A 21,732-nucleotide genomic window follows, 5' to 3' on the forward strand; every position below is an offset into this window, starting at 1 on the left:
CACCGGGCAAGGGCCGCCCCGCCGCGAGGGTGTCGTCCCCCCCCGCAAGGCGAGAGGGGGGAAGGCGCGAAGCGACTCAGGGGGGCTTCTCATACCGTGCTCATCGCGCGCCTGCCGCGCTCGCCCTGGAAGAAATGCTCGATGAACGGATGCTTGAACTCAGCCACCTCGCGCGGCGGGCCGCTGACCAGCACCTTCTTCTCGGCCAGCACGGCCACGCGCGAGGACAGGGCGAACAGCGTGTCCAGATCGTGCGTGACCATGATGACGGTCAGGCCCAGCTCGGCACGCAGCTCGCGCAGCAGTTCGCAGAATTCGTCGGAGCTGGTGGGGTCCAGGCCGGCCGTGGGCTCGTCGAGCAGCAGCAGGGGCGGGTCCATGATCAGCGCCCGCGCCAGCGCCACGCGCTTGATCATGCCGCCCGAGAGATCGGCCGGCATGCGCGAGGCATGCTCGGGCTTGAGGCCCACCATCTGCAGCTTGACCAGGGCCGCGTCGCGCACCAGTTCGTCGGGCAGCGTGCCCTGCTCGCGCAGCGCGAAGGCCACGTTGTCCAGCACGCTGAAGGCCGAGTACAGCGCCCCGTGCTGGAACAGCATGCCCACGCGGCTGGCAGCGCCCTCGCGGCCCATTTCGCTGGCCGGGCGGCCCAGCACTTCGACACGGCCCTTGGTGGGCTCCAGCAGCCCCAGCATCTGGCGCAGCAGCACGGTCTTGCCCGTGCCCGAGCCGCCGACGATGGACAGCATCTCGCCGCGCTGCACATCCAGGTCCAGGTCCTGGTGCACGGCAAAGGCGTTCTCGCCTTCGCCGAACACGCTCCACAGCCCGGCGATGCGCACGATGGGCTCGTCGGCTGCGGGCGTGGAGGAGGTTTCGGTGTCCATGGCCATCAGATTCCGACATCTTTGAAAAGGATTGCGAAGATCGCATCCACCACGATGACCATGGTGATGGCCGACACCACCGAGGCCGTCGTGCCCTTGCCCAGGCTCTGCGTATTGGGCTCCACGCGCAGGCCCCAGTGGCAGCCGATCAGGGCGATGAGGGCGCCGAAGACCACGGACTTGCCCATGGCGATCCAGAGGTTGCCGATCTTCACGGCGGCAGGCAGCGCCTCGGCAAAGTAGGCGCCCGTGACGCCCATGGTCAGGTCGGCTGCCAGCATGCCGCCGGCCAGCGCGGCCAGCGTGGTCCACAGCGAGACCAGCGGCATGGCAATGGCCAGCGCCAGCGCACGCGGCAGCACCAGGCGAAAGCCGTGCGGTATGCCCATGACCTGCATGGCGTCCAGCTCTTCGGTGACGCGCATCACGCCGATCTGGGCGGTGATGGCCGAGCCCGTGCGGCCCGCCACCAAGATGGCCGCCAGCAGCGGGCCCAGCTCGCGGATCAGCGAGATGCCCAGGATGTTGACGATGAAGGATTCCGCCCCGAACTGGCGCAGCTGCAGCGCCATCAGGTAGGCCAGCACCACGCCGATCAGAAAGCCCACCAGGGCCGTGATGGGCAGGGCCGTGGCGCCCATGGAGTAGAGGTGGCCGGAAATGTCGCGCCAGGGGCCCCGGTGCGGGGCACGCGCAAAGCGCACCAGGTCGATCAGCAACTGGCCGATGAGCCGCGTCAGCTGTGCGAAATGGCCACAGGCGTTGATGACCAGGCAGCCCAGGCTGTCGATGTGCTCCAGCAGGCTCAGGCGCGGGGCCGGCGGTGCAGGCTCCTTGGAAAAACGGGCCACGCGGTCGAGCATGGCGCGCTGCGCGTCGCTGGCCGCCAGGCGCGCGGGCAGGCGACGGCCCCAGTGGTTCCACAGCAGTTGCGCGCCCACGTGGTCCAGCCAGTCCAGCCCTTGCAGGTTCCAGCCCAGGTCATCGCCCTTGGCGTCGGCCAGCTGTGCACGCAGCCTGCGCCATTGCGCCCGCCGGCCCAGCTCGGCCGCGCCCCAGGAGCCGGTCAGCAACGCCCATTGGCCGTCGTTGTCACGGCGCAGGCTGCATTGGGGGGGATTGTTGAGGGCAGACAAGTGCAGGAAGTCCTTGGGGGTTGCGAAGGCGAGGCCGAGGCGCGCGGGCAGGCACGGTGGCACGCCCGCCAAGACCGCAGGATAACCGAGCGGCGCGGCCCGCAGATTGCCCCGCAACGCCGTGTGCGCGACGGCTTTGCCCTACGCGTGCAATTTTTATCAAAAAACCAGCGGGACGGCCATCGCTGCTGCATGCGCTGCTGCGAAAAAAGGAGTCCAGCGCGCTTTCCCTCTCGACAGTGCGCATGCCGTCCGCACAATGGGCCGAAGCACCAACCCCGGCTCGCAAGGACGTTCCGGCCCGCAGCGGACGCCCGCCCATCTCCATGAGCAATACCACCTTCGACTACATCGTCATCGGCGCCGGCACGGCAGGCGCCCTCCTGGCCAACAGGCTCTCGCGCGACGGCCGCAGCCGCGTGCTGCTGATCGAGGCGGGCGCCAAGGACGACTACCACTGGATCCACATCCCCGTGGGCTACCTGTACTGCATCGGCAATCCGCGCACCGACTGGCTCTACCAGACCGAACCCGACGAAGGGCTCAACGGCCGCAGCCTGCGCTATCCGCGCGGCAAGACGCTGGGCGGCTGCTCCAGCATCAACGGCATGATCTACATGCGCGGCCAGGCCCGCGACTACGACGGCTGGGCCGAGCTGACCGGCGACGACGCCTGGCGCTGGGACCAGGTGCTGCCGGCCTTTCGCCAGCATGAAAGCCATTGGCGGCTGGACGCAGGGGGCAACGCCGATGCGCGCTTTCGCGCCCTGCACGGCGGCACGGGCACAGGCGGCAGCGGCGAATGGCGCGTGGAGCGGCAGCGCCTGCGCTGGGACATCCTGGACGCCTTTGCCGAAGCCGCCCAGCAGGCCGGCATTCCGGCCACCGAGGACTTCAACGGCGGCAGCAACGAGGGGGTGGGCTACTTCGAGGTCAACCAAAAGGGCGGCCTGCGCTGGAACACCGCCAAGGCCTTCCTGCGGCCCACCTGCTATGGCCGCCCCAACTTCGAGCTGTGGACCCATGCCCAGGTCAGCCGGCTGCTGTTCGAGCCGCTGCCCGCCGGCGGCCTGCGCTGCAGCGGCGCACAGGTCTGGACCGGCTCGGAAATGGTCGATGTGCAGGCCAGCCAGGAGGTCCTGCTGTGCGCGGGCGCCGTGAACTCCCCGCAGATCCTGCAGCTGTCGGGCATAGGCCCGGGGGCGCTGCTGCAAGGCCACGGCATCGCCGTGCGCCACGACCTGCCCGGCGTGGGCGAGAACCTGCAGGACCATCTGCAGATCCGCTCGGTCTACAAGATCAAGGGCGCGCGCACGCTCAACACCATGGCCAATTCGCTGTGGGGCAAGGCCGGCATCGGCCTGGAGTACCTGCTGCGCCGCAGCGGCCCCATGAGCATGGCGCCCTCGCAGCTGGGCGCCTTCACGCGCAGCAGCCCCCAGCAGGCGCACCCCAATATCCAGTACCACGTGCAGCCGCTGTCGCTGGACGCCTTCGGCGAGCCGCTGCACGGTTTTCCGGCCTTCACGGCCAGCGTCTGCAACCTCAACCCCACCAGCCGGGGCACGGTACGCATCCGCAGCGGGGACTTCCGCCAGGCGCCTGCCATTGCGCCGCACTACCTGTCCACGCCCGAGGACCGGCAGGTGGCCGCCGACAGCCTGCGCGTGACGCGGCGCATCGTCAGCCAGAGCGCGCTGGCGCGCTTTGCCCCCGAGGAATGGAAGCCCGGCGTGCAATACCAGAGCGACGAGGACCTGGCCCGCCTGGCCGGCGACATTGCCACCACCATCTTCCACCCCGTGGGAACCACGAAGATGGGCCGCGCCGACGACCCCATGGCTGTGCTCGACAGCCGCCTGCGCGTGCGCGGCGTACAGGGCCTGCGCGTGATCGATGCAGGCGCCATGCCGCGCATCACCAGCGGCAACACCAACAGCCCGACGCTGATGATGGCGGAGAAGGCCGCCGGCTGGATTCTTGCGGACAGGCAGGGCCGGGGCCAGGAGCCGGCACGGCAGAGCACGGAACCGGCCGTTGCGCTGGCCGCCTAGGACGGCTCCTGCAGCAGCGGCGGAATCGCCGCCAACAGCGCATCGATGGTCACGCGCAGCCGGTAGGGCAGAAAGCGCGTGCGCGGCCACAGCACATGCAGGGGAATGCGCGCGGCCGGCACGTCGGGCAGCAGGCGCACCAGCGCCCCGCTGTCCAGCGCGCTGCGCACCCGCCACAGCGGCATGTGGGCCAGGCCCGCGCCCTGCAGCGTGGCCGTGGCGATGGTTTCTATGTCGTCAAAGCCCAGCGCCGGCTCCAGCACGGGCGCGGCCAGCGATCCATCCTCACCGGCCAGCCTCCAGGGGGCGGCGCGGCCGCTGCGCATATAGGCAATACAGCGATGCCCGGCCAGGTCGGCCACGCTGCGCGGCGCGCCATGGGCCTGCAGATAGGCGGGTGATGCGCACAGCACCATGGTTTGCATGCCAAGGCGCCGCGCAACCAGCCAGTCGCTGTCAGACAGTTCCCCGCTGCGTATGGCCAGGTCGATGCCGTCATCGGCGAAGTCCAGCTGGCGGTCGGTGAAGCTGGCCTCGATGCGCAGGCGCGGATGCAGCTGCGCCAGCTCCAGCAGCAAGGGAGCCACGTGGTGGCGGCCGAAGACCACGGGTGCGCTGATGCGCAGCCGGCCCACCACTTCCCGCCGCCCGGCTTCCAGCATGTGCCGGGCGGCATCCAGGTCCTCCAGCGCCTGCGCGCAGCGCTCGTAGAACATCTGACCGTCCTCGGTCAGCCCCAGGCTGCGCGTGGTGCGCACGAACAGCCGCGCGCCCAGGCGCTCTTCCAGCCGCGCCACGGCCTTGCCAACAGCCGAGCGCGTAAGGCCCAGGCGCTCGGCCGCCTGGGCGAAGCTGCCGGCCTCGGCCGAGGCGACGAAAGCGCTGACGCCTGCCAGCCTGTCATTTGCAATTGGTTCCATAAATTCTACAAACCATAGCCTCAATTGAATCAATGCAATTATTGAGGAATCAATAGACTGAAGTCCTGTTTGATATCTGCCTCGAAAGGACCGCCTTCCATGACCGCGCCTGCGTCTTCCCCATTCATGCAGCAATGGCAACTGCCCGCCCTGGGCCATGAAAACCTGCAGCTGGTGCAAGTCCCCATTCCCGAGCCCGGGCAGGGCCAGGTACTGGTGCGTGTGCATGCGGCATCGCTGAACTACCGCGATCTGCTGATCCTGCGCGACGGCATGGGCATGGGGCCGGCCCTGCCCCTGGTGCCCGGCTCGGACATGGCTGGCGAGGTGGCCGCCATCGGCCCGGGCGTCGCGGAGTTCGCGGTTGGCGACGCCGTGATCAGCACCTTCTTCTGCGGCTGGCAGGACGGCGTGCAGCCGCGCACCAGCCTGCCGCTGGGCTCGCCCGGGCCGGGCATGCTGTCGGAATACGTGGTGCTGGGCGAAGACAACCTGGTCGCCGCGCCCCGTCAGCTGAACTTTGCGCAGGCCAGCACCCTGACGTGCGCGGGCGCAACCGCCTGGTTCGCGCTGGCCGAGTCCGCGCCCACGCGGCCCGGGGACACCGTGGTCATCATGGGCACGGGCGGCGTGGCGCTGTTCGCCATGCAGATCGCCCATGCCCAGGGTGCGCGCGTGGTGGTGGTTTCGGGCAGCGACGACAAGCTGGCGCGGGCTGCGCAGCTGGGTGCAGACCACGGCATCCACCGCCACCGCACGCCGGACTGGGCCGCCGAGGTGCGCGCCCTCACGGGAGGACGCGGCGCCGACCATGTGCTGGAACTGGCCGGGGGGGATAACTTCGGCCGCTCGCTATCGGCCCTGGCACAGGGAGGCCGCGTGTCGGTGATCGGCAATCTGCAGGGCGACGAGCTGCGCGGCTCGGTCTATCCGCTGCTGCTGGGACGCGCCACCGTTCAGGGCATCGGCGTGGCACACCGGCGTGCGCTGCAGGATCTGGTGCGTGCCGTGGACTGGCTGAAGCTGCAACCTGTGATCGACAGCGAATACGCGCTGGCCGATCTGCCGGCAGCCCTGGAGCATCTGGAGCGGGGTGCTTTCGGCAAGCTGGTGCTGCGCATGCGCTGAACGTCCGGCAACCGGCAATCATCGTCCCAGCCCCTTGCTGGTGCAATCCCGCACTTTCGCGGCAACTGCGGGAAATCCCCGATGCACCACCCAGGTGCGGCCATTAAAGTCCATCCACTCTCGCGGTACCACAGTGCTGCACAAGAGGGGCCGAGGAGACAACTCGTACACAACCAGATCAACATTCATAAATAGCATCCCAAGATGCATTTCCCAGAGCGCCGGCAAGTCCGGCGCTTTTTTTATGCCTGCGGCCAGCCTGATGCGGCACCGTGGCGGTGCGACAATCGCCGCCCTATGGAATGGATCATCGTCTCGCTGGCCTCGATGCTGGCCGGCTTCGTGGACGCCATCGTGGGCGGCGGAGGCCTCATCCTGCTGCCCGCGCTGTTCGCCACCTTCCCCACCGCACCACCGGCCACGCTGCTGGGCACCAACAAGAGCGCCTCGGTCTGGGGCACGGCCATGTCCACCTGGCAGTACGGCCGCAAGGTGCAGTTGCCCTGGCGCGCGATGATGCCGGCGGCCTGCGTGGGCATGGCGGGCTCTTTTGCGGGCGCCTGGGCCGTCACGCAGATCTCCCCCGATTTCCTGCGCCGGCTGCTGCCGCTGGTGCTGCTGGGCGTGCTGGTTTACACGCTGGCGCGCAAGGACATGGGCCGCCACCACACGCCGCACTATTCGGGCCGCGCCGAGACGCTGATCGCCTGCGCCATCGGCCTGGTGATTGGCTTCTATGACGGTTTCTTCGGCCCCGGCACGGGCAGCTTCTTCGTGTTCCTGTTCGTGCGGCTGATGGGCTATGACTTCCTGAACGCATCGGCCTCGGCCAAGCTGCTGAACATGGCCACCAACCTGGCTGCGCTGGCGCTGTTCGCGCTCAAGGGCCATATCTGGTGGCACCTGGCCGTGCCCATGGCGGTGGCCAATGTGCTGGGCGCCATGCTGGGCACGCACATGGCCCTGCGCCATGGAACGGGCTTTGTGCGCGGCATTTTCATCGGCGTGGTGAGCCTGCTGATCCTCAAGACCGGCTACGACGCCTTCATCGCCTGAGCACGGGCCAGCGGCGTTCGCAACACCTGCCATCGGCGTTGGCGACGGCAACCTTCTATAATTGCCGACTTTTCGCCTTGAGCTGCGGCGGCTGGTGCATGTCGCACCCCTGCCAGCGGCCGTACCCGACCAGCCGACCAGCCGCAAAAAACCGGCCCCGCCGTCCATGGCCCATGCACTGATGCGTGCCTTGGCGCTTTCTTCATGCTGCGGCGCCGGGGTCAGGTCCTGAGCGACAGCCCTCCTGGAGCTTCCATGAAACGCATTACCGTCATCGCCGCCGCCGCGCTGGCCCTGTGGACCGCCGCAGGCGTTCAGGCCCGCCCCTTCGACGCCATCCAGAAGGAAGGCACGTTGCGCCTGGCCACCGAAGGCTATTACGCGCCCTTTGCCCATTTCGAGGGCAAGCAGCTGACCGGGTTCGAGGTCGAGCTGGCACAGATGCTGGCCGGCAAGATGGGCGTGAAGTACGAGTGGAAGACCATCAGCTTCGACGCCCTGCTGACCGGCCTGCAGCAGGACCGCTGGGATCTGGTGATTTCCTCGCACGGCATCACGCCCGAGCGCGAGAAGGCCGTGACCTTCACCCAGCCCCATTACTGCTCTGGCGCCATCGTGATGTCGCTGGACCCGGCCATCCGCTCGGGCAAGGACCTGGCGGGCAAGACGGTGTCGGTGCAGACCGGCACCACCTATATGCAGTACATGGAGAAGAACCTGCCCGGCATCAAGCGCCTGGTCAACTTCCCCACGAACGAGGCCGCGCGCAATGCGCTGCTGTCCAAGCGGGTGGACGCCTGGGTGACCGAGCGCTTCATTGCCAAGGAACTGCAGCAGAAGAACCCCAATGCCCAGCTCAAGCAGGGCGAGTTGCTGCTGGTCGAGCGCATTGCCGCCGCCGTGGCCAAGGACAACAAGTCGCTGGCCGATGCCTGGAACAAGGCCTTCAAGGACGCCCTGGCCGACGGCAGCTACGCCAAGCTGTCGCAGAAATACTTCCACGAAGACATCCGCTGCCCTGACTGAGGCCCCGGGCAGATCTGCCCGACCGGCGCCCACTTGCAGGGCGCCTTTTTGTTTCTAGCCCACCTATGCTTACCGTCCTCTGGCCCGCCCACTGGAGCCGCTCGCAGCGCAGCAACGCCACCCTGGTCACGGCCCTGCTGCTGATGGTGCTCGTGGTTTCGCTGCTGGGGCAACTGCTGTCCCTGCTGCCCGAGCCCATAGGCTCCAATGCCGACACCTTCGCCGAAGGCGCGCGCACCACGCTGTACCTGACGCTGGCCAGCGGCGCCGCCGGCCTGGTGCTGGGCATCGCCGCCGCGCTGGCGCGCACCTCACGCACGGCCGCCCTGCGCTGGGCTGCAGGCTTTTACGTCTGGGCGATCCGCGGCACGCCGCTGCTGGTGCAGATCCTGTTCATCTACTTCGCGCTGCCGGTGCTGATCCCGGGCCTGAACCTGCCCGACTTCGCGGCCGCCTGCATTGCGCTGGCGCTGAACGTGGGCGCCTACAACGCCGAAGCCGTGCGTGCCGGCCTGCAGGCCGTGCCGCGCGGCCAGGCCGAGGCCGCACGCGCGCTGGGCCTGCCGCGCAGCCGCGTCTTCATGGACGTGGTGTTCCCGCAGGCCTTCAAGATCTCGCTGCCGCCGCTGGTGAGCAACTTCGTGGCCCTGCTCAAGGATTCGTCGCTGGCGTACGCCATCGGCGTGGTGGAGCTGACCAATGTGGGCAACCGCATCCAGTCGGCCACCTTCCAGCCCGTGGAGACCCTGGTCACCGTGGGCGTGACCTACCTGGTGCTGACCACGCTGGTGACCCAGGTCACGGCTGCCGTGGAGTACCGCTTCGACGTGGAGGGCCGCCACAAATGAGCGCCGACAAGCTGGCACGGGGCATGCCCTACATCGTGGCCGACAAGGTCACCAAGTCCTTCGGCAGCCACCAGGTGCTCAAGGGCGTTTCCACGCAGTTCTGCACGGGCGAGGTGACGGTGATCATCGGCGCCTCGGGCTCGGGCAAGTCCACGCTGCTGCGCGCCATCAACCGGCTGGAGCCGCATGATGGCGGGCGCATCACCATCGACGGCGTCGAAGTCACCGACAACGAAGCCACGCTGCAAAAGCAGCGCTGCGAAGTGGGCATGGTGTTCCAGCAGTTCAACCTGTTCGGCCACATGACGGTGCTGGACAACGTGACCCTGGCGCCGCGCCGCATCCACAAAACGCCGCGCGCCCAGGCCAATGCCAAGGCCATGGCCCTGCTGGAGCGCGTGGGCATGCAGGCCCACGCCCACAAGTACCCGTGGCAGCTGTCGGGCGGCCAGCAGCAGCGCGTGGCCATTGCACGCGCCCTGGCCATGGAGCCGCAGGTGATGCTGTTCGACGAGCCCACCAGCGCGCTGGACCCGGAGATGGTCCAGGAGGTGCTGGACGTGATGCGCGAGCTGGCACGCGGCGGCATGACCATGATCGTGGTCACCCACGAAATGGGCTTCGCCCGCGAGGTCGCCGACCGCGTGATGTTCTTCGACCAGGGCTGCATCGCCCACGAGGCGCCACCGGCCGAATTCTTCGGCAACCCGGCCAGCGAGCGGATCGCGGCGTTCATCGGGCGCATGGGGCATTGAGGCCGAAGCCCTGATTCGTCGCCTTGCGTGCCCTCATGCGCAGGGGGCATGCCGTTGTCGCCTTGCGTGTCCATGACTACCATGCGTCATTGACCTGAAAGGAGCCTGGCCATGACTACCATGACGATCCACGATCTGGATGAAGACCTGCAGGCCCGGCTGCGTCTGCAGGCGGACCTGCACGGCCACTCCATGGAAGAAGAGGCCCGCAACATCTTGCGCGCGGCACTCGCAGCCAATGCGGCGGAGGGGCATTCACTGTTCGACTCCATCCGGGCCCGGGTCGAGCCCCTGGGCGGCGTTGAACTGGTGCTTGCGCAGCGCGAGCCCATTCGCAATCCGCTGGGTGCCAGCCGGTGATCATTCTCGACACCAACGTCCTGTCCGAGGCTCTGCGCCCCGATCCCGACAGGCGCGCCATGGAATGGCTGGCCAGCCAGCCCCGCTCCAGTTTGCTCACCACAGCCATCACGCGCGGCGAATTGCTGTACGGCGTCCTGCTGTTGCCGCAGGGACAGCGCAAGCATGGGTTGCTGGCTGCAGTGCAGGCCATCTTGGACATCGATATGGCAGGCCGCGTCCTGGAGTTCGACAACGGTGCCGCTGACGCTTATGCGCAGATCGCTGCGGCCCGAAGGCAGTCCGGCAGACCCATCAGCCAGTTCGACGCCATGATTGCGGCCATCGCCCGCTCAAGGGGAGCCAGCCTTGCCACCCGCAATGTGCGGGACTTTGCGGACTGCGGGGTCACGGTCATCGATCCCTGGCAGCACTGAATCTGCCGCGCAGGGCTCAGACCCGCTTGCAGCGGCACACAAGCGTGCCTCAATCCTCCAGCTCGGCAGCCGAAGGCGGCGACAGCACCGCCGGGCGGCCTGCGGGCACGGGGACCGGCGCCTCGGGCGGCTCATAGCGCGGCAGGCCGGGCAGGTTCACGGTTTCCGCATCCAGCGTGATTTCGGAGACGCGGCGCGGGGTGCCTATGGGCACGCCGGCCTGGCCCTTGCGCATGGCGGCCATGTCCTCCACGCTGGGGTAGCGGCCCAGCAGCCAGTAGTCGAACACGCGGCGCGCCAGCGGTGCGGCGGCAGCGGCACCGAAGCCGGCGTTCTCCACGATGGCAGCGACGGCAATGGTGGGGTTGTCGGCCGGCGCGTAGGCGATGTACAGCGAGTGGTCGCGCTGGAACTCGGACAGGCGTGCCGCGTTGTACTTCTCGTTCTGGCGCACGCCCACGGCCTGGGCCGTGCCGGTCTTGCCGGTGGAGGTGTAGGGCGCGTTGCCGAAGATGCCGCGCGAGGTGCCCTCCACCGTCACGGCGGCCACGGCGGCGCGCACGGCCTCCACGTTCTCGGGCTTGTAGCCCATGCTGGTGCCTGGGTCCTTGTTGATGGCCGAGAACTGCTGCGTGACGGCATCGACACGGCCCACGGCCAGGTGGGGGCGGTGCTTGACGCCCTTGGCCGCCAGCGTGGACATGGCATTGGCCAGCTGCAGGATGGTGAAGTTGTTGTAGCCCTGGCCGATGCCCAGCGAGATGGTCTCGCCCGCGTACCACTTCTTCTGCTCGGGCCGCTTGTAGGTGTTGCGCTTCCACTCGGTGCTGGGCAGCACGCCGCGCGCCTCGCCGCGCACATCGATGCCGGTGAGCTGGCCGAAGCCCAGCGGCTTCATGTAGTCGTGGATCATGTCCACGCCCATGTCGTTGGCCAGCATGTAGTAGTACACGTTGGACGACTTGATGATGGAGCGGCGCAGGTTGGTCGGCCCGTTGGGGTGGCCCGAGCGGAAGGTGTGGCCGCCGAAGGTCCAGCTGCCGTTGTCCATGATGGTGGTGTCCGGGCGGCGCTTGCCCGACTCCAGCGCGGCAATCGCCATGAAGGGCTTGTAGGTGGAGCCCGGCGGATAGGTGCCCCGCAGCGCGCGGTTGAGCAGCGGGCGGTTGATGGATTCGTTGAGCGTGGTCCAGCTCTCCTGGTCGATGCCATCGACGAAGAGGTTCAGGTCGAAGGTGGGACGGCTGACCATGGCCAGCACTTCACCGCTGCGCGGATCGATGGCCACCAGGGCGCCGCGGCGGTCGCCGTACAGCTCCTCCACCATGCGCTGCAGCTTGATGTCCAGCGACAGCACCAGGCTGTCGCCGGGCGTGGCGGGGCGGCTGCCGAGCTTGCGCACGGCATGTCCGCCGGCCGAGGTTTCCATTTCCTCCCAGCCGGTCTGGCCGTGGAGGTCGGTTTCGTAGCTCTGCTCCACGCCCAGCTTGCCGATGACGTCGGTGCCACGGTAGTTGGCGGCGTCGTCGGAGTCTTCCAGCGCCTCTTTCTCGCGCTGGTTGATGCGGCCGATGTAGCCGATGACATGGCTGGCCGTGTCCTGCATGGGATAGGTGCGGAACAGCCGCGCCTTGATGTCCACGCCCGGGAAGCGGTAGCGCTGCGCGGCAAAGCGCGCGACCTCGTCATCGGTCAGGCGCGTGCGGATGGGCAGGGAGTCGAAGCTGCGGGAGTCGTCCACCAGGCGCTTGAACTTGCGCCGGTCGCGCGGCGTGATCTCGACGATCTCGGCCAGGCTGTCAATGGTCTCTTCAAGGTTGCCCGCGCGCGAGGGCATGATCTCCAGCGTGTAGGCCGAGTAGTTGGTGGCCAGCACCACGCCGTTGCGGTCCAGGATCTGGCCCCGGTTGGGCACGATGGGCACCACGGCCGTGCGGTTGCTTTCGGCGCGCTCGGACAGCTCCTCATGGCGCTGCACCTGCAGCACCAGCAAGCGCGCCACCACCAGCCCGAAGGCCAGCAGCACCACCACGCTCATCACCCATGCGCGCAGCCTGAATCGCTGCAGCTCGGCTTCTGTATTGCGGATTTCCATCACGCGTCAAGCCTCACAGGGGACGGTTCTCGTCACTGTCCGGCGGGCGGCGCTGAGGCGCCAGCAGCAGGCCGCTGACCAGGGGCCACAGCAGGGCCTCGATCAAAGGCGCGACGACCACCAGCGGGCCGGGCATGATGCCACCGGCCACCATGCGCAGCAGCACCTGCAGGCCGTGCACCACGGCAAACAGCGGCAGCAGGTGCAGCGCCTGCACGGGCGTGGAGAACCACGACAGGCGCCGGCCCATGGCGCCGGCCGCGAACACCAGCAGCGCATAGGCCAGCGCATGCTGGCCCAGCAGGGAGGAGCGGTCCACGTCCATGCACAGGCCCAGCAGGAAGGCCACGCCCATGCCCACGCGCTGGGGCTGGTTCAATGCCCAGAAGGCCAGCAGCACCATGAGCAGGTCGGGTTGCCAGGCCTGGCGTCCCAGCGGCAGCATGTTGAGTGCCAGCGCCGCCAGCAGGCTGACGACGATGAACAGGGGATTGACCGGCAGCAGCAGCTGCTGGCCGCGCGGCATGATCATGCGGGCTCCTTCCTGGCGGAGGCGGGTGCGGCGGGAGCAGCGGGTGCTGCAGGCGTGGCCGGCGCATCTGTCTTGCCGGCCTTGCCACCGTCCTTGGAGGCTTCCTTGCCCTTGCCATCCTTGGACTTGTCTTTTTCCTTGCCCTTGCCGGCGCGCAGGGGTTCGGCAGCGCCTTCCGCCTCGGGATGCGTGGCGCGGTCCAGCGGCTTGAGCACCACCACGTGGCGCACGCCCTGCACGCGGCCCACGGGTTCGCAGTAGATGCGGGAGAAGGCCGAGTCCGCGCGGCGCTCCACCGAGACCACCTTGGCCACGGGCAGGCCCGGCGGGTACAGGCCGTCGACGCCGCTGGTGGTCAGCAGGTCGCCTTCCTGCACATCGGCATTGCTGGGCATGAAGCGCAGCTCGATGCCGCCGGTGCGCAGCGGCGACGGGTCGCCATAGGCCACGCTGCGTGCACCGGTGCGCGGGTTGAAGACGGGAATGGCCTGGTCGCGGTCGATGAGCAGGGTGACCTCGGAACGCAGCGGATACACGCGCGTGACCTGGCCGACCACGCCCTTTTCATCGAGCACGGGCGAGCCCTGGGCGATGCCGTCCACCTGGCCTCGGTCGATGACCACACGGCGGGTATAGAGGTCGGGGCTGTCGTAGACCACTTCGGCCGCCGTGCCGGGCGTGGTCAGGCGGTCGCGCAGCTGCAGCAGCTCGCGCAGATGGTCGTTTTCCTGGATCAGTTCGTCGGCCAGCGAGGCACGCTGGGCCATGGCCACCAGTTCCTTGCGCGCGCCCTGCTCCCGGGCCTGGGCCTCGTCCAGCGAGCCCAGGTAGCGGCTGGCGTCGTGCACGGCCTCCACCGGCTTGAGCATCACCCACTGCACGGGGTACAGCACGGTGGACACGGCCACGCGCACGGGGTCGGTGATCCTGAAACGCGCGTCGGCCACCATCAGAAACAGCGCCAATGCGCTGTAGATGGCCAGTTGGGAGACGCGCGAGGGCCGCCGCTTGAACAGCGAGGGCGCCGAGTGGTCCAGGGTGTTGGGATTCATGCGCCCCTCCCGCGCGGCAGGGCCTGCCCTGCCGCACTTGCTGCGGCCTGGAAAGCACGGGCCGGGCCCGGTGCGAAGGAAGGCAGGGCAAGCATGCAGGTCACCACGGAAGGGAGAAGAAAAACGTTGCAGTCGGTCGGCTGCCGCCCGGGCCCGCGACAACGGGCCCCGGCCTGCGCCGCGTCAGTCGCTGGTGAAGATACTGCCCTGGCGGTCCATGGTCTCCAGCGCCATGCCGCAGCCGCGCACCACACAGGTCAGCGGTTCCTCGGCCACGAGCACGGGCAGGCCCGTCTCTTCGGCCAGCAGGCGGTCCAGGTCGCGCAGCAGCGCGCCGCCGCCGGTCAGCATCATGCCGCGCTCGGCAATGTCGGCGCCCAGCTCGGGCGGGGTCTGCTCCAGCGCGTTCTTGACGGCGCTGACGATCTGGTTGAGCGGGTCGGTCAGGGCTTCGAGCACCTCGTTGGACGAGATGGTGAAGCTGCGCGGCACGCCTTCGGAGAGGTTGCGGCCCTTGACTTCCATCTCCTTGACTTCGGAGCCGGGGAAGGCCGAGCCGATGTTCTTCTTGATGGATTCGGCCGTGGGCTCGCCGATCAGCATGCCGTAGTTGCGGCGGATGTAGCTGATGATGGCTTCGTCGAACTTGTCGCCGCCCACGCGCACGGAGCCCTTGTAGACCATGCCGCCCAGCGAGATCACGCCGACTTCGGTGGTACCGCCACCGATGTCCACCACCATGGAGCCCGAGGCCTCGGACACCGGCAGGCCGGCACCGATGCCGGCGGCCATGGGTTCCTCGATCAGGTAGACGGAGGTGGCGCCTGCCGCCTCGGCCGCGTCCTTGATGGCGCGGCGCTCGACCTGGGTGGAGCCGCAGGGCACGCAGATGATGATGCGCGGGCTGGGCGTGAGCACCGAGCGCGGATGCACCATCTTGATGAACTGCTTGATCATCTGCTCGGTGATGACGAAGTCGGCAATCACGCCATCCTTCATCGGGCGGATGGCCTCGATGTTGCCGGGCACCTTGCCCAGCATGGCCTTGGCTTCACGGCCCACCGCCTGGATCACCTTCTTGCCATGCGGGCCGCCTTCGTGGCGGATGGCGACAACGGAGGGTTCGTCCAGAACAATGCCCTTGTCGCGGGCGAAAATCAGGGTGTTGGCTGTGCCAAGATCAATGGCAAGGTCGGTGGAGAAATACCGACGGAAAGCTCCGAACATTACGAGAGTCCTCTCAGGCACGGCATGCTCGTCGGCCTGCCATCGCCGGGATGAAAGTTAGGGAGTCTGGATGGGGTTGGCTTTTCGCACAATGACCAGCTCGGAGAGGGTCTTGCGGCAAAGCCGAGATAATACCGTATCCCCTGTGAATAACTTGTACTGCCGGGGCTTGAAATGCGGGTTTACATCCCGTTGCCCCCTTCAAAATTCCTATGGCACTGAACGCACAAGACATCGCACGCATCGCGAACCTCGCACGGCTCGAGCTCTCTTCCGCAGAGAGTGAGCGCATGCTAGGCCAGCTCAATGATTTTTTCGGCATCGTGGAGAAGATGCAGGCTGTGGATACTTCGGGCGTCAGCCCGCTGTCACATCCGGTCGCCGCCATCCAGGACATTGCCCTGCGCCTGCGCGAGGACATTGCCAGCGAGCCCGACCAGCGCGACGCCAATCAGCGCAGCGCCCCGGCCGTCGAGCGCGGCCTGTTCCTGGTCCCCAAGGTGATCGAGTGAGCGCCGGGCGTCGCTCGCCCTGCTTCCTGTCCCCTGGCATCCGTCCCCGTTTTCCGCATCCCATACATGACCCAGCAAACCACTGATATGCACACGCTCGGCGTGTCGGCCCTGTCGGCCCTGCTGCGCGAGCGCAAGCTCGGCGCCGTCGAAGCCGCCCAGCATTTCCTGGCCCGCGCCCAGGCGCACCAGAACCTGGGCGCCTTCGTCAGCATCGACGAAGAGGCCACCCTGGCCCAGGCCCGCGCTGCCGACGCCCTGATTGCCCAAGGCAAGGGCGGTCGCCTGGCTGGCGTGCCCATTGCGCACAAGGACATCTTCGTCACGCGCGACTTCCCGACCACGGCCTCCAGCAAGATGCTGGCCGGCTATCGCTCGCCCTTCGACGCCACCGTGGTCACCCGCCTGGCCGAGGCCGGCGCCGTGACGCTGGGCAAGCTCAACTGCGACGAATTCGCCATGGGCTCGGCCAACGAGAACTCGGCCGTCGCGCCCGTGGGCTTCGACGCACCCGCGCCCGTGCGCAATCCCTGGAACCTGGACCGCGTGCCCGGCGGCTCCTCGGGCGGCTCGGCCGTGGCCGTGGCCGCCGGCCTGGCGCCCGCCGTCACCGGCACCGACACGGGCGGCTCCATCCGCCAGCCCGCATCGTTTTGCGGCATCACGGGCATCAAGCCCACCTATGGCCGCGCCAGCCGCTACGGCATGATCGCCTTCGCCTCCAGCCTGGACCAGGCCGGTCCCATGGGCAAGAGCGCCGAGGACTGCGCCCTGCTGCTGTCCGAGATGTGCGGCCCCGACCTGGACCGCGACTCCACCAGCCTGGACGTGCCCGCCGAAGACTTCACGGCCCGCCTGAACGACAGCATCGAAGGCCTGCGCATCGGCATCCCCGCCGAGTTCTTCGGCGAAGGCCTGTCGGCCGACGTGCGCGCCGCCGTGGATGGCGCGCTCAAGGAATACGAGAAGCTGGGCGCCCGCCTGGTGCCGATCTCGCTGCCGCGCACCGAGCTGTCGATTCCCGTGTACTACATCCTGGCCCCGGCCGAGGCATCGTCCAACCTCTCGCGCTTCGACGGAGTGAAGTTCGGCCACCGCGCCAAGGACTACACGGACCTGGTGGACATGTACAAGAAGACCCGCGCCGAAGGCTTCGGCGACGAGGTCAAGCGCCGCATCATGATCGGCGCCTACGTGCTGTCCGAGGGCTACTACGACGCCTACTACCTGCAGGCGCAGAAGATCCGCCGCATGATCGCCGACGACTTCCAGGCCGCCTTCCAGCAGTGCGACGTGATCGCCGGCCCCGCCGCGCCCACCGTGGCCTGGCAGCTGGGCGGAAAGAGCGACCCGCTGGCCAACTACCTGGCCGATATCTTCACGCTGCCCGCATCGCTGGCCGGCCTGCCCGGCATGAGCGTGCCCGCAGGCTTTGGCGAGGCCGGCATGCCCGTGGGCCTGCAGCTGATCGGCAACTACTTCAAGGAAGGCCAGTTGCTCAACGCCGCCCACCGCTTCCAGCAGGCCACCGATTTCCACCTTCAAGCTCCGAAGGGCATCTGAGACCCCATGACCGCGAAACTCATCCAGGGCTATGAAGTCGTCATCGGCTTCGAGACCCACGCCCAGCTGGCCACCCAGTCCAAGATCTTCAGCCGCGCCAGCACCGCCTTCGGCGCCGAGCCCAACACCCAGGCCTGCGCCGTGGACATGGCGCTGCCCGGCACGCTGCCGGTGATGAACAAAAAGGCCGTCGAGTGCGCCATCCGCCTCGGCCTGGCGCTGGGCTCGCACATTGCGCCGCGCAGCATCTTCGCGCGCAAGAACTACTTCTATCCCGACCTGCCCAAGGGCTACCAGATCTCGCAGTTCGAGATTCCCGTGGTCCAGGGCGGCGAGGTGTCCTTCTTCCTCGGCGACGAGAAGAAGACCATCCGCCTGGTGCGCGCCCACCTGGAGGAAGATGCCGGCAAGTCGCTGCACGAGGACTTCATCGGCCAGTCGGGCATCGATCTGAACCGCGCCGGCACGCCGCTGCTGGAGATCGTGACCGAGCCCGACATCCGCAGCACGGAAGAAGCCGTGGCCTACGCCAAGACGCTGCACCAGATCGTCACCTGGATCGGCATCTGCGACGGCAACATGCAGGAAGGGAGCTTCCGCTGCGACGCCAACGTCTCCGTGCGCAAGCCCGGCCAGCCGCTGGGCACGCGCCGCGAGATCAAGAACCTCAACAGCTTCAAGAACATGCAGCTGGCCATCGACTACGAGATCCGCTGGCAGATCGAGGAAATCGAGGACGGCCGCCGCATCCAGCAGGCCACCGTGCTGTTCGACCCCGACACGGGCAAGACGCGCTCCATGCGCACCAAGGAAGACGCGGCCGACTACCGCTACTTCCCCGACCCCGACCTGCCGCCGCTGGTGGTCGCGCCCGAGTGGGTGGAACAGGTCAGGGCCGACATGCCCGAGCTGCCGCGCGCCATGGCCGCGCGCTTTGTCGAGCAATACGGCCTGCCCGAGTACGACGCCACCACGCTGACGCAAAGCCAGGCCATGGCCGCCTACTTCGAGGACACGGCCCGGGCCTGCAATGCGCCCAAGCTGGCCAGCAACTGGATCATGGGCGAGATCTCGCGCCGCCTGAACACCGAGGAAATCGGCATGGAGGCCGCCAAGGTCTCCAGCGCCCAGCTGGCCGCGCTGATCGCGCGCATCGGCGACGGCACCATCTCCAACAACGCCGCCAAGCAGGTGTTCGAGGCGCTGTGGACAGGTGAGGGCCAGGACGTGGACGCCATCATCGAGGCCAAGGGCCTCAAGCAGATGAACGACACGGGCGCGCTGGAGAAGATCATCGACGAGGTGATCGCCGCCAATCCGGCCAACGTGGAGCAGTACCGCGCAGGCAAGGACAAGGCCTTCAACGCCCTGGTCGGCCAGGTCATGAAGGCTTCCAAGGGCAAGGCCAACCCGGCGCAGGTCAACGAGCTGCTCAAGGCCAAGCTGGTCTGACCACACGCCCGGTCCACCCGGCCCACCAGGCCCGCCCACCGTGGCGGGCTTTTTTTCGTGTGCACGCTCCGCGCCGGCTGTCCCGCACCGAACAGCGCCTGCGCCTGCATGTCTCCAGAATCCCTGCCATCGCACCTGAGGAGACAGCATGACCACCAGCACCGACCGCCTGCACATCCCCGGCCTGCCCTGGGCCGACTCCCCTGAAGCCGTAGGCCTGGGCGGCGCGCGCCTGGCACGCCTGTCGGCCCGGCTGCAGCGCGGCGTGGACACCGGCGAGATCCCGGGCGCCGTGGCCCTGGTGGCGCGGCGCGGCAAGCTGGCCTACCTGGAGAGCTTCGGCCTGCTGGACCCCGAGGCCGGCACGGCCATGCGGCCCGATGCCATCTTCCGCATCGCCTCCATGAGCAAGCCCATCACCTCGCTGGCCATCATGATGCTGGCCGAGCAGGGGCGGCTGTCCATCATCGAGCCCGTGGAGCAGTACCTGCCCGAGCTGGCCGCGCTGCGCGTGGGCCTGGAGCGCGCGCCGCTGGCGCGGCCCATCACGCTGCAGGACCTGCTGCGCCACACCTCCGGCATTCCCTATGGATTCGCCGGCACCGAGCACCCCGTCAAGAAGATGTACCTGGATGCGGGCCTGTTCAGCGGCAAGTTCACCAATGCGCAGTTCATCACCAGGCTCGCGCAGCTGCCGCTGGTGGCCCAGCCCGGCGAGACCTGGGAATACGGCATGTCCACCGACGTGCTGGGCCGCGTGGTCGAGGTGGTCAGCGGCCAGACGCTGGCCGCCTTCGTGCGCGAGCACATCACCGGGCCGCTGGGCATGGCCGACACGGGCTTTCATGCGCCCGACAGCGAGATCGCACGCGCCGCGCGGCCCCAGCCCGAAGGGCCGCAGAAACAGATGCCGCCCATCCCCCCGGTCACGCGCGCCATGGTGTTCGAGTCGGGCGGCGGCGGCATGGTCTCGACCATGGCCGACTACGCGCGGCTGTGCCTGTTCTGGCGCAACGGCGGCACGCTGGACGGCGTGCGCCTGGTCTCGCGCAAGACCGTGGAGCTGATGACCTCCAACCACCTGCCCGCCAGCGTGCGCATGGGGCCGGACATGGCGTATTTCGGCGCCCAGCTGCCCTCGCCCGAGGTGGGCCAGGGCTTCGGCCTGGGGTTTGCGGTGCGCACGGCGCCGGGCCTCAACCCGCTGCCGGGCAGCGTGGGCGACTTTTCATGGAGCGGCATCTACGGCACCTTCTTCTGGATCGATCCGCAGGAGGACCTGTTCGCCATCCTCATGATGCAGTCCATGGCCCAGCGCATTGCCTACCGCTGGGTGATGCGCGAGGGCGTGTACCAGTCCGTGGTGGACTGAATCTTCCGGGTTTGCACCAAGGCAGTGCAAAGCCCATGCTGCCAGCAAGAGCGGCGTCCCTTCCTAAAATGACGCGCTTTTGCAGCCCTGCCCCGGGGCCGCGCAGGCAAAGACAACAAGACAACAAGGCCATGGGCTGGAACAGAAAAGCATGGGGGCCGGTGGTGCCGCGCCCCGCGCCTGCGGACATGTGGCGCGTGGCCATGGGCTCCATCGTGGGCATGGGGCTGGCCACGGCCCTGGTCTGGCTGGCGCATGCGGGCACCTGGGATCTTCCCCTGCGCCTGTTCGCGCCGCTGGGCGCCACGGCCGTGCTGCTGTTCGCCGTGCCCACCAGCCCACTGGCCCAGCCCTGGTCCTGCGTGGTGGGCAATACGGTGTCGGCGCTCTGGGCCCTGTTCGTGCTGCAGTGGTGCCCGCCCCAGCTGGCGCCTGCGCTGGCCGTGGGTGGCGCCATAGGCTGCATGCTGCTGACGCGCTCGCTGCATCCGCCGGGTGGCGCCATGGCCCTGCTGACGGTGCTCAATGCCAAGGCCTCGCTGGCCGCCGGCTGGATGCTGCCCTTCGTGCCCGTGGGCGCGCTGACGCTGGCGCTGGTCCTGGCGGCCACGGCGCTCCACCGCGCCACGGGCCGGCGCTATCCCCACCATGCCGACACGGCGCCCAAGGCCTCGCCCGCCGATTCGGCCCATCGCCATGCCTCGCGCCTGGGCCTGTCCCATGCCGATCTGGAGGCGCTGCTGCTGCGCTTCGGCCAGGAAAACAACCTGGAAGCCGACGACCTGGCCGAGCTGCTGGCCGCCGCCGAGGAAACCGCCATCGAGCACCGCCTGGGCGGCGTGCGCTGCGCCCAGCTGATGACGCGCGATCCCGTGAGCTGCTCCTTGGACGACGACGTGCACGCCGTGGCCGCACGCTTTCGCGCGCACCCGGCCAAGAGCCTGCCGGTGCTGGACGCCGATGGCGGCCTGGCCGGTACGGTCTCCCGTGCCGAGCTGTACGAGTGGCTGTGGATGAGCCCCGTGCGCCCGGCCGAATCTGCGGCAAAACCTTCTTTGTTGAACTGGCTGGGCCAGCGCCTGCCCGGCAAGAACCGGGCCGTGCCCCGTCTGTCGGAGCTGCCCCAGCTGGTTCATGCGCCTGAACTCAGCGTGGACGAAGACACGCCCGTGGGCCAGTTGCTCAACGCCCTGGCCCGGCACAGCGTGCCCTGCATTCCCGTGATGCGCGAAGGCCGGCTGACCGGCCTGATCACGCGCACGGACCTGATGCGGCTTCTGCTGCAGCCGGGCAGATAGGGCGAGCCGGCAATGCGCCAGTTTCAGGAAGTGCGCCCAAGCG

General features: G+C 68.2%; 20 protein-coding genes. 13 read left to right on the top strand and 7 right to left on the bottom strand.

Annotated elements, in window-relative coordinates; translation table 11 throughout:
- Nucleotides 1–89 precede the first annotated feature (89 nt).
- Both HFGMBDPB_RS27780 and HFGMBDPB_RS27785 read right to left on the bottom strand, forming a co-directional pair.
- On the bottom strand, nucleotides 90–893 hold the full coding sequence (locus HFGMBDPB_RS27780; RefSeq protein WP_016448536.1) for an ABC transporter ATP-binding protein: 804 nt from the start codon (nucleotides 891–893) through the stop codon (nucleotides 90–92).
- The gene (locus HFGMBDPB_RS27785; RefSeq protein WP_016448537.1) at nucleotides 893–2,023 is read right to left on the bottom strand and encodes an MlaE family ABC transporter permease; all 1,131 of its coding nucleotides are present in this window, start codon (nucleotides 2,021–2,023) and stop codon (nucleotides 893–895) included. Before HFGMBDPB_RS27785 ends, HFGMBDPB_RS27780 begins: the two co-directional genes overlap by 1 nt.
- 326 nt (nucleotides 2,024–2,349) lie before the next feature.
- Here HFGMBDPB_RS27785 and HFGMBDPB_RS27790 point away from each other — a divergent pair, with 326 nt between their 5' ends.
- Nucleotides 2,350–4,077, top strand: coding sequence for a GMC family oxidoreductase (locus HFGMBDPB_RS27790; RefSeq protein ID WP_017404919.1), 1,728 nt, complete (start codon nucleotides 2,350–2,352; stop codon nucleotides 4,075–4,077).
- On the opposite strand, the gene HFGMBDPB_RS27795 is transcribed toward HFGMBDPB_RS27790, so the two are convergent.
- Nucleotides 4,074–4,997 carry a LysR family transcriptional regulator gene (locus HFGMBDPB_RS27795; protein WP_047326959.1) on the bottom strand — a complete coding sequence of 308 codons (924 nt, stop codon included), beginning with the start codon at nucleotides 4,995–4,997 and terminating at the stop codon, nucleotides 4,074–4,076. The genes HFGMBDPB_RS27790 and HFGMBDPB_RS27795 overlap by 4 nt on opposite strands.
- Nucleotides 4,998–5,096: 99 nt before the next feature.
- On the opposite strand from HFGMBDPB_RS27795, the gene HFGMBDPB_RS27800 reads away from it, so the two are divergent.
- From HFGMBDPB_RS27800 to HFGMBDPB_RS27830, 7 genes are all read left to right on the top strand, one after another.
- Entirely contained in the window at nucleotides 5,097–6,125 is a 1,029-nt protein-coding gene (locus tag HFGMBDPB_RS27800) for a zinc-dependent alcohol dehydrogenase family protein (protein WP_249343747.1), read from the top strand.
- A gap of 297 nt (nucleotides 6,126–6,422) precedes the next feature.
- Nucleotides 6,423–7,181, top strand: a complete 759-nt coding sequence (locus HFGMBDPB_RS27805) for a sulfite exporter TauE/SafE family protein (protein WP_013800226.1) — start codon at nucleotides 6,423–6,425, stop codon at nucleotides 7,179–7,181.
- 255 nt (nucleotides 7,182–7,436) lie between these two features.
- Nucleotides 7,437–8,207, top strand: coding sequence for an ABC transporter substrate-binding protein (locus HFGMBDPB_RS27810; protein ID WP_047326957.1), 771 nt, complete (start codon nucleotides 7,437–7,439; stop codon nucleotides 8,205–8,207).
- Between the two features lie 65 nt (nucleotides 8,208–8,272).
- Complete coding sequence (locus tag HFGMBDPB_RS27815) at nucleotides 8,273–9,055, top strand: amino acid ABC transporter permease (protein WP_183019267.1); 783 nt, start codon at nucleotides 8,273–8,275, stop codon at nucleotides 9,053–9,055.
- The gene (locus tag HFGMBDPB_RS27820) at nucleotides 9,052–9,810 is read left to right on the top strand and encodes an amino acid ABC transporter ATP-binding protein (protein WP_016448544.1); all 759 of its coding nucleotides are present in this window, start codon (nucleotides 9,052–9,054) and stop codon (nucleotides 9,808–9,810) included. The genes HFGMBDPB_RS27815 and HFGMBDPB_RS27820 overlap by 4 nt, the downstream gene beginning before the upstream one ends.
- 111 nt (nucleotides 9,811–9,921) lie before the next feature.
- Entirely contained in the window at nucleotides 9,922–10,170 is a 249-nt protein-coding gene (locus tag HFGMBDPB_RS27825; RefSeq protein ID WP_016453586.1) for a FitA-like ribbon-helix-helix domain-containing protein, read from the top strand.
- Nucleotides 10,167–10,586, top strand: a complete 420-nt coding sequence (locus HFGMBDPB_RS27830) for a type II toxin-antitoxin system VapC family toxin (protein WP_016453587.1) — start codon at nucleotides 10,167–10,169, stop codon at nucleotides 10,584–10,586. Before HFGMBDPB_RS27825 ends, HFGMBDPB_RS27830 begins: the two co-directional genes overlap by 4 nt.
- Nucleotides 10,587–10,635: 49 nt before the next feature.
- On the opposite strand, the gene mrdA is transcribed toward HFGMBDPB_RS27830, so the two are convergent.
- The 4 genes from mrdA to HFGMBDPB_RS27850 form a co-directional block, all read right to left on the bottom strand.
- On the bottom strand, nucleotides 10,636–12,681 hold the full coding sequence (gene mrdA / locus HFGMBDPB_RS27835; protein WP_047326955.1) for a penicillin-binding protein 2: 2,046 nt from the start codon (nucleotides 12,679–12,681) through the stop codon (nucleotides 10,636–10,638).
- A gap of 13 nt (nucleotides 12,682–12,694) precedes the next feature.
- Nucleotides 12,695–13,213, bottom strand: a complete 519-nt coding sequence (gene mreD / locus HFGMBDPB_RS27840; RefSeq protein WP_016448548.1) for a rod shape-determining protein MreD — start codon at nucleotides 13,211–13,213, stop codon at nucleotides 12,695–12,697.
- Nucleotides 13,210–14,265 carry a rod shape-determining protein MreC gene (gene mreC / locus HFGMBDPB_RS27845; RefSeq protein WP_212646686.1) on the bottom strand — a complete coding sequence of 352 codons (1,056 nt, stop codon included), beginning with the start codon at nucleotides 14,263–14,265 and terminating at the stop codon, nucleotides 13,210–13,212. Before mreC ends, mreD begins: the two co-directional genes overlap by 4 nt.
- 183 nt (nucleotides 14,266–14,448) lie before the next feature.
- The gene (locus HFGMBDPB_RS27850; RefSeq protein ID WP_012202293.1) at nucleotides 14,449–15,492 is read right to left on the bottom strand and encodes a rod shape-determining protein; all 1,044 of its coding nucleotides are present in this window, start codon (nucleotides 15,490–15,492) and stop codon (nucleotides 14,449–14,451) included.
- Between the two features lie 212 nt (nucleotides 15,493–15,704).
- Here HFGMBDPB_RS27850 and gatC point away from each other — a divergent pair, with 212 nt between their 5' ends.
- From gatC to HFGMBDPB_RS27875, 5 genes are all read left to right on the top strand, one after another.
- Nucleotides 15,705–16,004 carry an Asp-tRNA(Asn)/Glu-tRNA(Gln) amidotransferase subunit GatC gene (gatC, locus tag HFGMBDPB_RS27855; protein WP_016448550.1) on the top strand — a complete coding sequence of 100 codons (300 nt, stop codon included), beginning with the start codon at nucleotides 15,705–15,707 and terminating at the stop codon, nucleotides 16,002–16,004.
- Nucleotides 16,005–16,070: 66 nt separating this feature from the next.
- A complete protein-coding gene (gene gatA, locus HFGMBDPB_RS27860; RefSeq protein WP_212646687.1) occupies nucleotides 16,071–17,567 on the top strand; it encodes an Asp-tRNA(Asn)/Glu-tRNA(Gln) amidotransferase subunit GatA in 1,497 nt (498 codons plus the stop codon).
- 6 nt (nucleotides 17,568–17,573) lie between these two features.
- A complete protein-coding gene (gatB, locus tag HFGMBDPB_RS27865) occupies nucleotides 17,574–19,019 on the top strand; it encodes an Asp-tRNA(Asn)/Glu-tRNA(Gln) amidotransferase subunit GatB (protein ID WP_212646688.1) in 1,446 nt (481 codons plus the stop codon).
- A gap of 148 nt (nucleotides 19,020–19,167) precedes the next feature.
- On the top strand, nucleotides 19,168–20,391 hold the full coding sequence (locus tag HFGMBDPB_RS27870; protein ID WP_212646689.1) for a serine hydrolase domain-containing protein: 1,224 nt from the start codon (nucleotides 19,168–19,170) through the stop codon (nucleotides 20,389–20,391).
- Nucleotides 20,392–20,522: 131 nt separating this feature from the next.
- Nucleotides 20,523–21,689 (top strand): HPP family protein, encoded by a 1,167-nt coding sequence (locus HFGMBDPB_RS27875; RefSeq protein ID WP_212646690.1) that lies wholly within the window; start codon nucleotides 20,523–20,525, stop codon nucleotides 21,687–21,689.
- Nucleotides 21,690–21,732 lie beyond the last annotated feature (43 nt).

The organism is Delftia sp. PE138 (assembly GCF_018320755.1).
Classification (GTDB): domain Bacteria; phylum Pseudomonadota; class Gammaproteobacteria; order Burkholderiales; family Burkholderiaceae_C; genus Comamonas; species Comamonas tsuruhatensis.

Bases quoted from the DNA above. Each gene is read 5' to 3' on its own strand.
- HFGMBDPB_RS27805 (WP_013800226.1), top strand. From the start codon at position 6,423: ATGGAATGGATCATCGTCTCGCTGGCCTCGATGCTGGCCGGCTTCGTG.
- HFGMBDPB_RS27825 (WP_016453586.1), top strand. From the start codon at position 9,922: ATGACTACCATGACGATCCACGATCTGGATGAAGACCTGCAGGCCCGG.
- HFGMBDPB_RS27875 (WP_212646690.1), top strand. From the start codon at position 20,523: ATGGGCTGGAACAGAAAAGCATGGGGGCCGGTGGTGCCGCGCCCCGCG.
- mreC (WP_212646686.1), bottom strand. From the start codon at position 14,265: ATGAATCCCAACACCCTGGACCACTCGGCGCCCTCGCTGTTCAAGCGG.
- gatA (WP_212646687.1), top strand. From the start codon at position 16,071: ATGACCCAGCAAACCACTGATATGCACACGCTCGGCGTGTCGGCCCTG.
- HFGMBDPB_RS27815 (WP_183019267.1), top strand. From the start codon at position 8,273: ATGCTTACCGTCCTCTGGCCCGCCCACTGGAGCCGCTCGCAGCGCAGC.
- gatB (WP_212646688.1), top strand. From the start codon at position 17,574: ATGACCGCGAAACTCATCCAGGGCTATGAAGTCGTCATCGGCTTCGAG.
- HFGMBDPB_RS27870 (WP_212646689.1), top strand. From the start codon at position 19,168: ATGACCACCAGCACCGACCGCCTGCACATCCCCGGCCTGCCCTGGGCC.
- HFGMBDPB_RS27800 (WP_249343747.1), top strand. From the start codon at position 5,097: ATGACCGCGCCTGCGTCTTCCCCATTCATGCAGCAATGGCAACTGCCC.
- mreD (WP_016448548.1), bottom strand. From the start codon at position 13,213: ATGATCATGCCGCGCGGCCAGCAGCTGCTGCTGCCGGTCAATCCCCTG.
- HFGMBDPB_RS27820 (WP_016448544.1), top strand. From the start codon at position 9,052: ATGAGCGCCGACAAGCTGGCACGGGGCATGCCCTACATCGTGGCCGAC.
- mrdA (WP_047326955.1), bottom strand. From the start codon at position 12,681: ATGGAAATCCGCAATACAGAAGCCGAGCTGCAGCGATTCAGGCTGCGC.
- HFGMBDPB_RS27780 (WP_016448536.1), bottom strand. From the start codon at position 893: ATGGCCATGGACACCGAAACCTCCTCCACGCCCGCAGCCGACGAGCCC.
- HFGMBDPB_RS27795 (WP_047326959.1), bottom strand. From the start codon at position 4,997: ATGGAACCAATTGCAAATGACAGGCTGGCAGGCGTCAGCGCTTTCGTC.
- HFGMBDPB_RS27850 (WP_012202293.1), bottom strand. From the start codon at position 15,492: ATGTTCGGAGCTTTCCGTCGGTATTTCTCCACCGACCTTGCCATTGAT.
- gatC (WP_016448550.1), top strand. From the start codon at position 15,705: ATGGCACTGAACGCACAAGACATCGCACGCATCGCGAACCTCGCACGG.
- HFGMBDPB_RS27790 (WP_017404919.1), top strand. From the start codon at position 2,350: ATGAGCAATACCACCTTCGACTACATCGTCATCGGCGCCGGCACGGCA.
- HFGMBDPB_RS27810 (WP_047326957.1), top strand. From the start codon at position 7,437: ATGAAACGCATTACCGTCATCGCCGCCGCCGCGCTGGCCCTGTGGACC.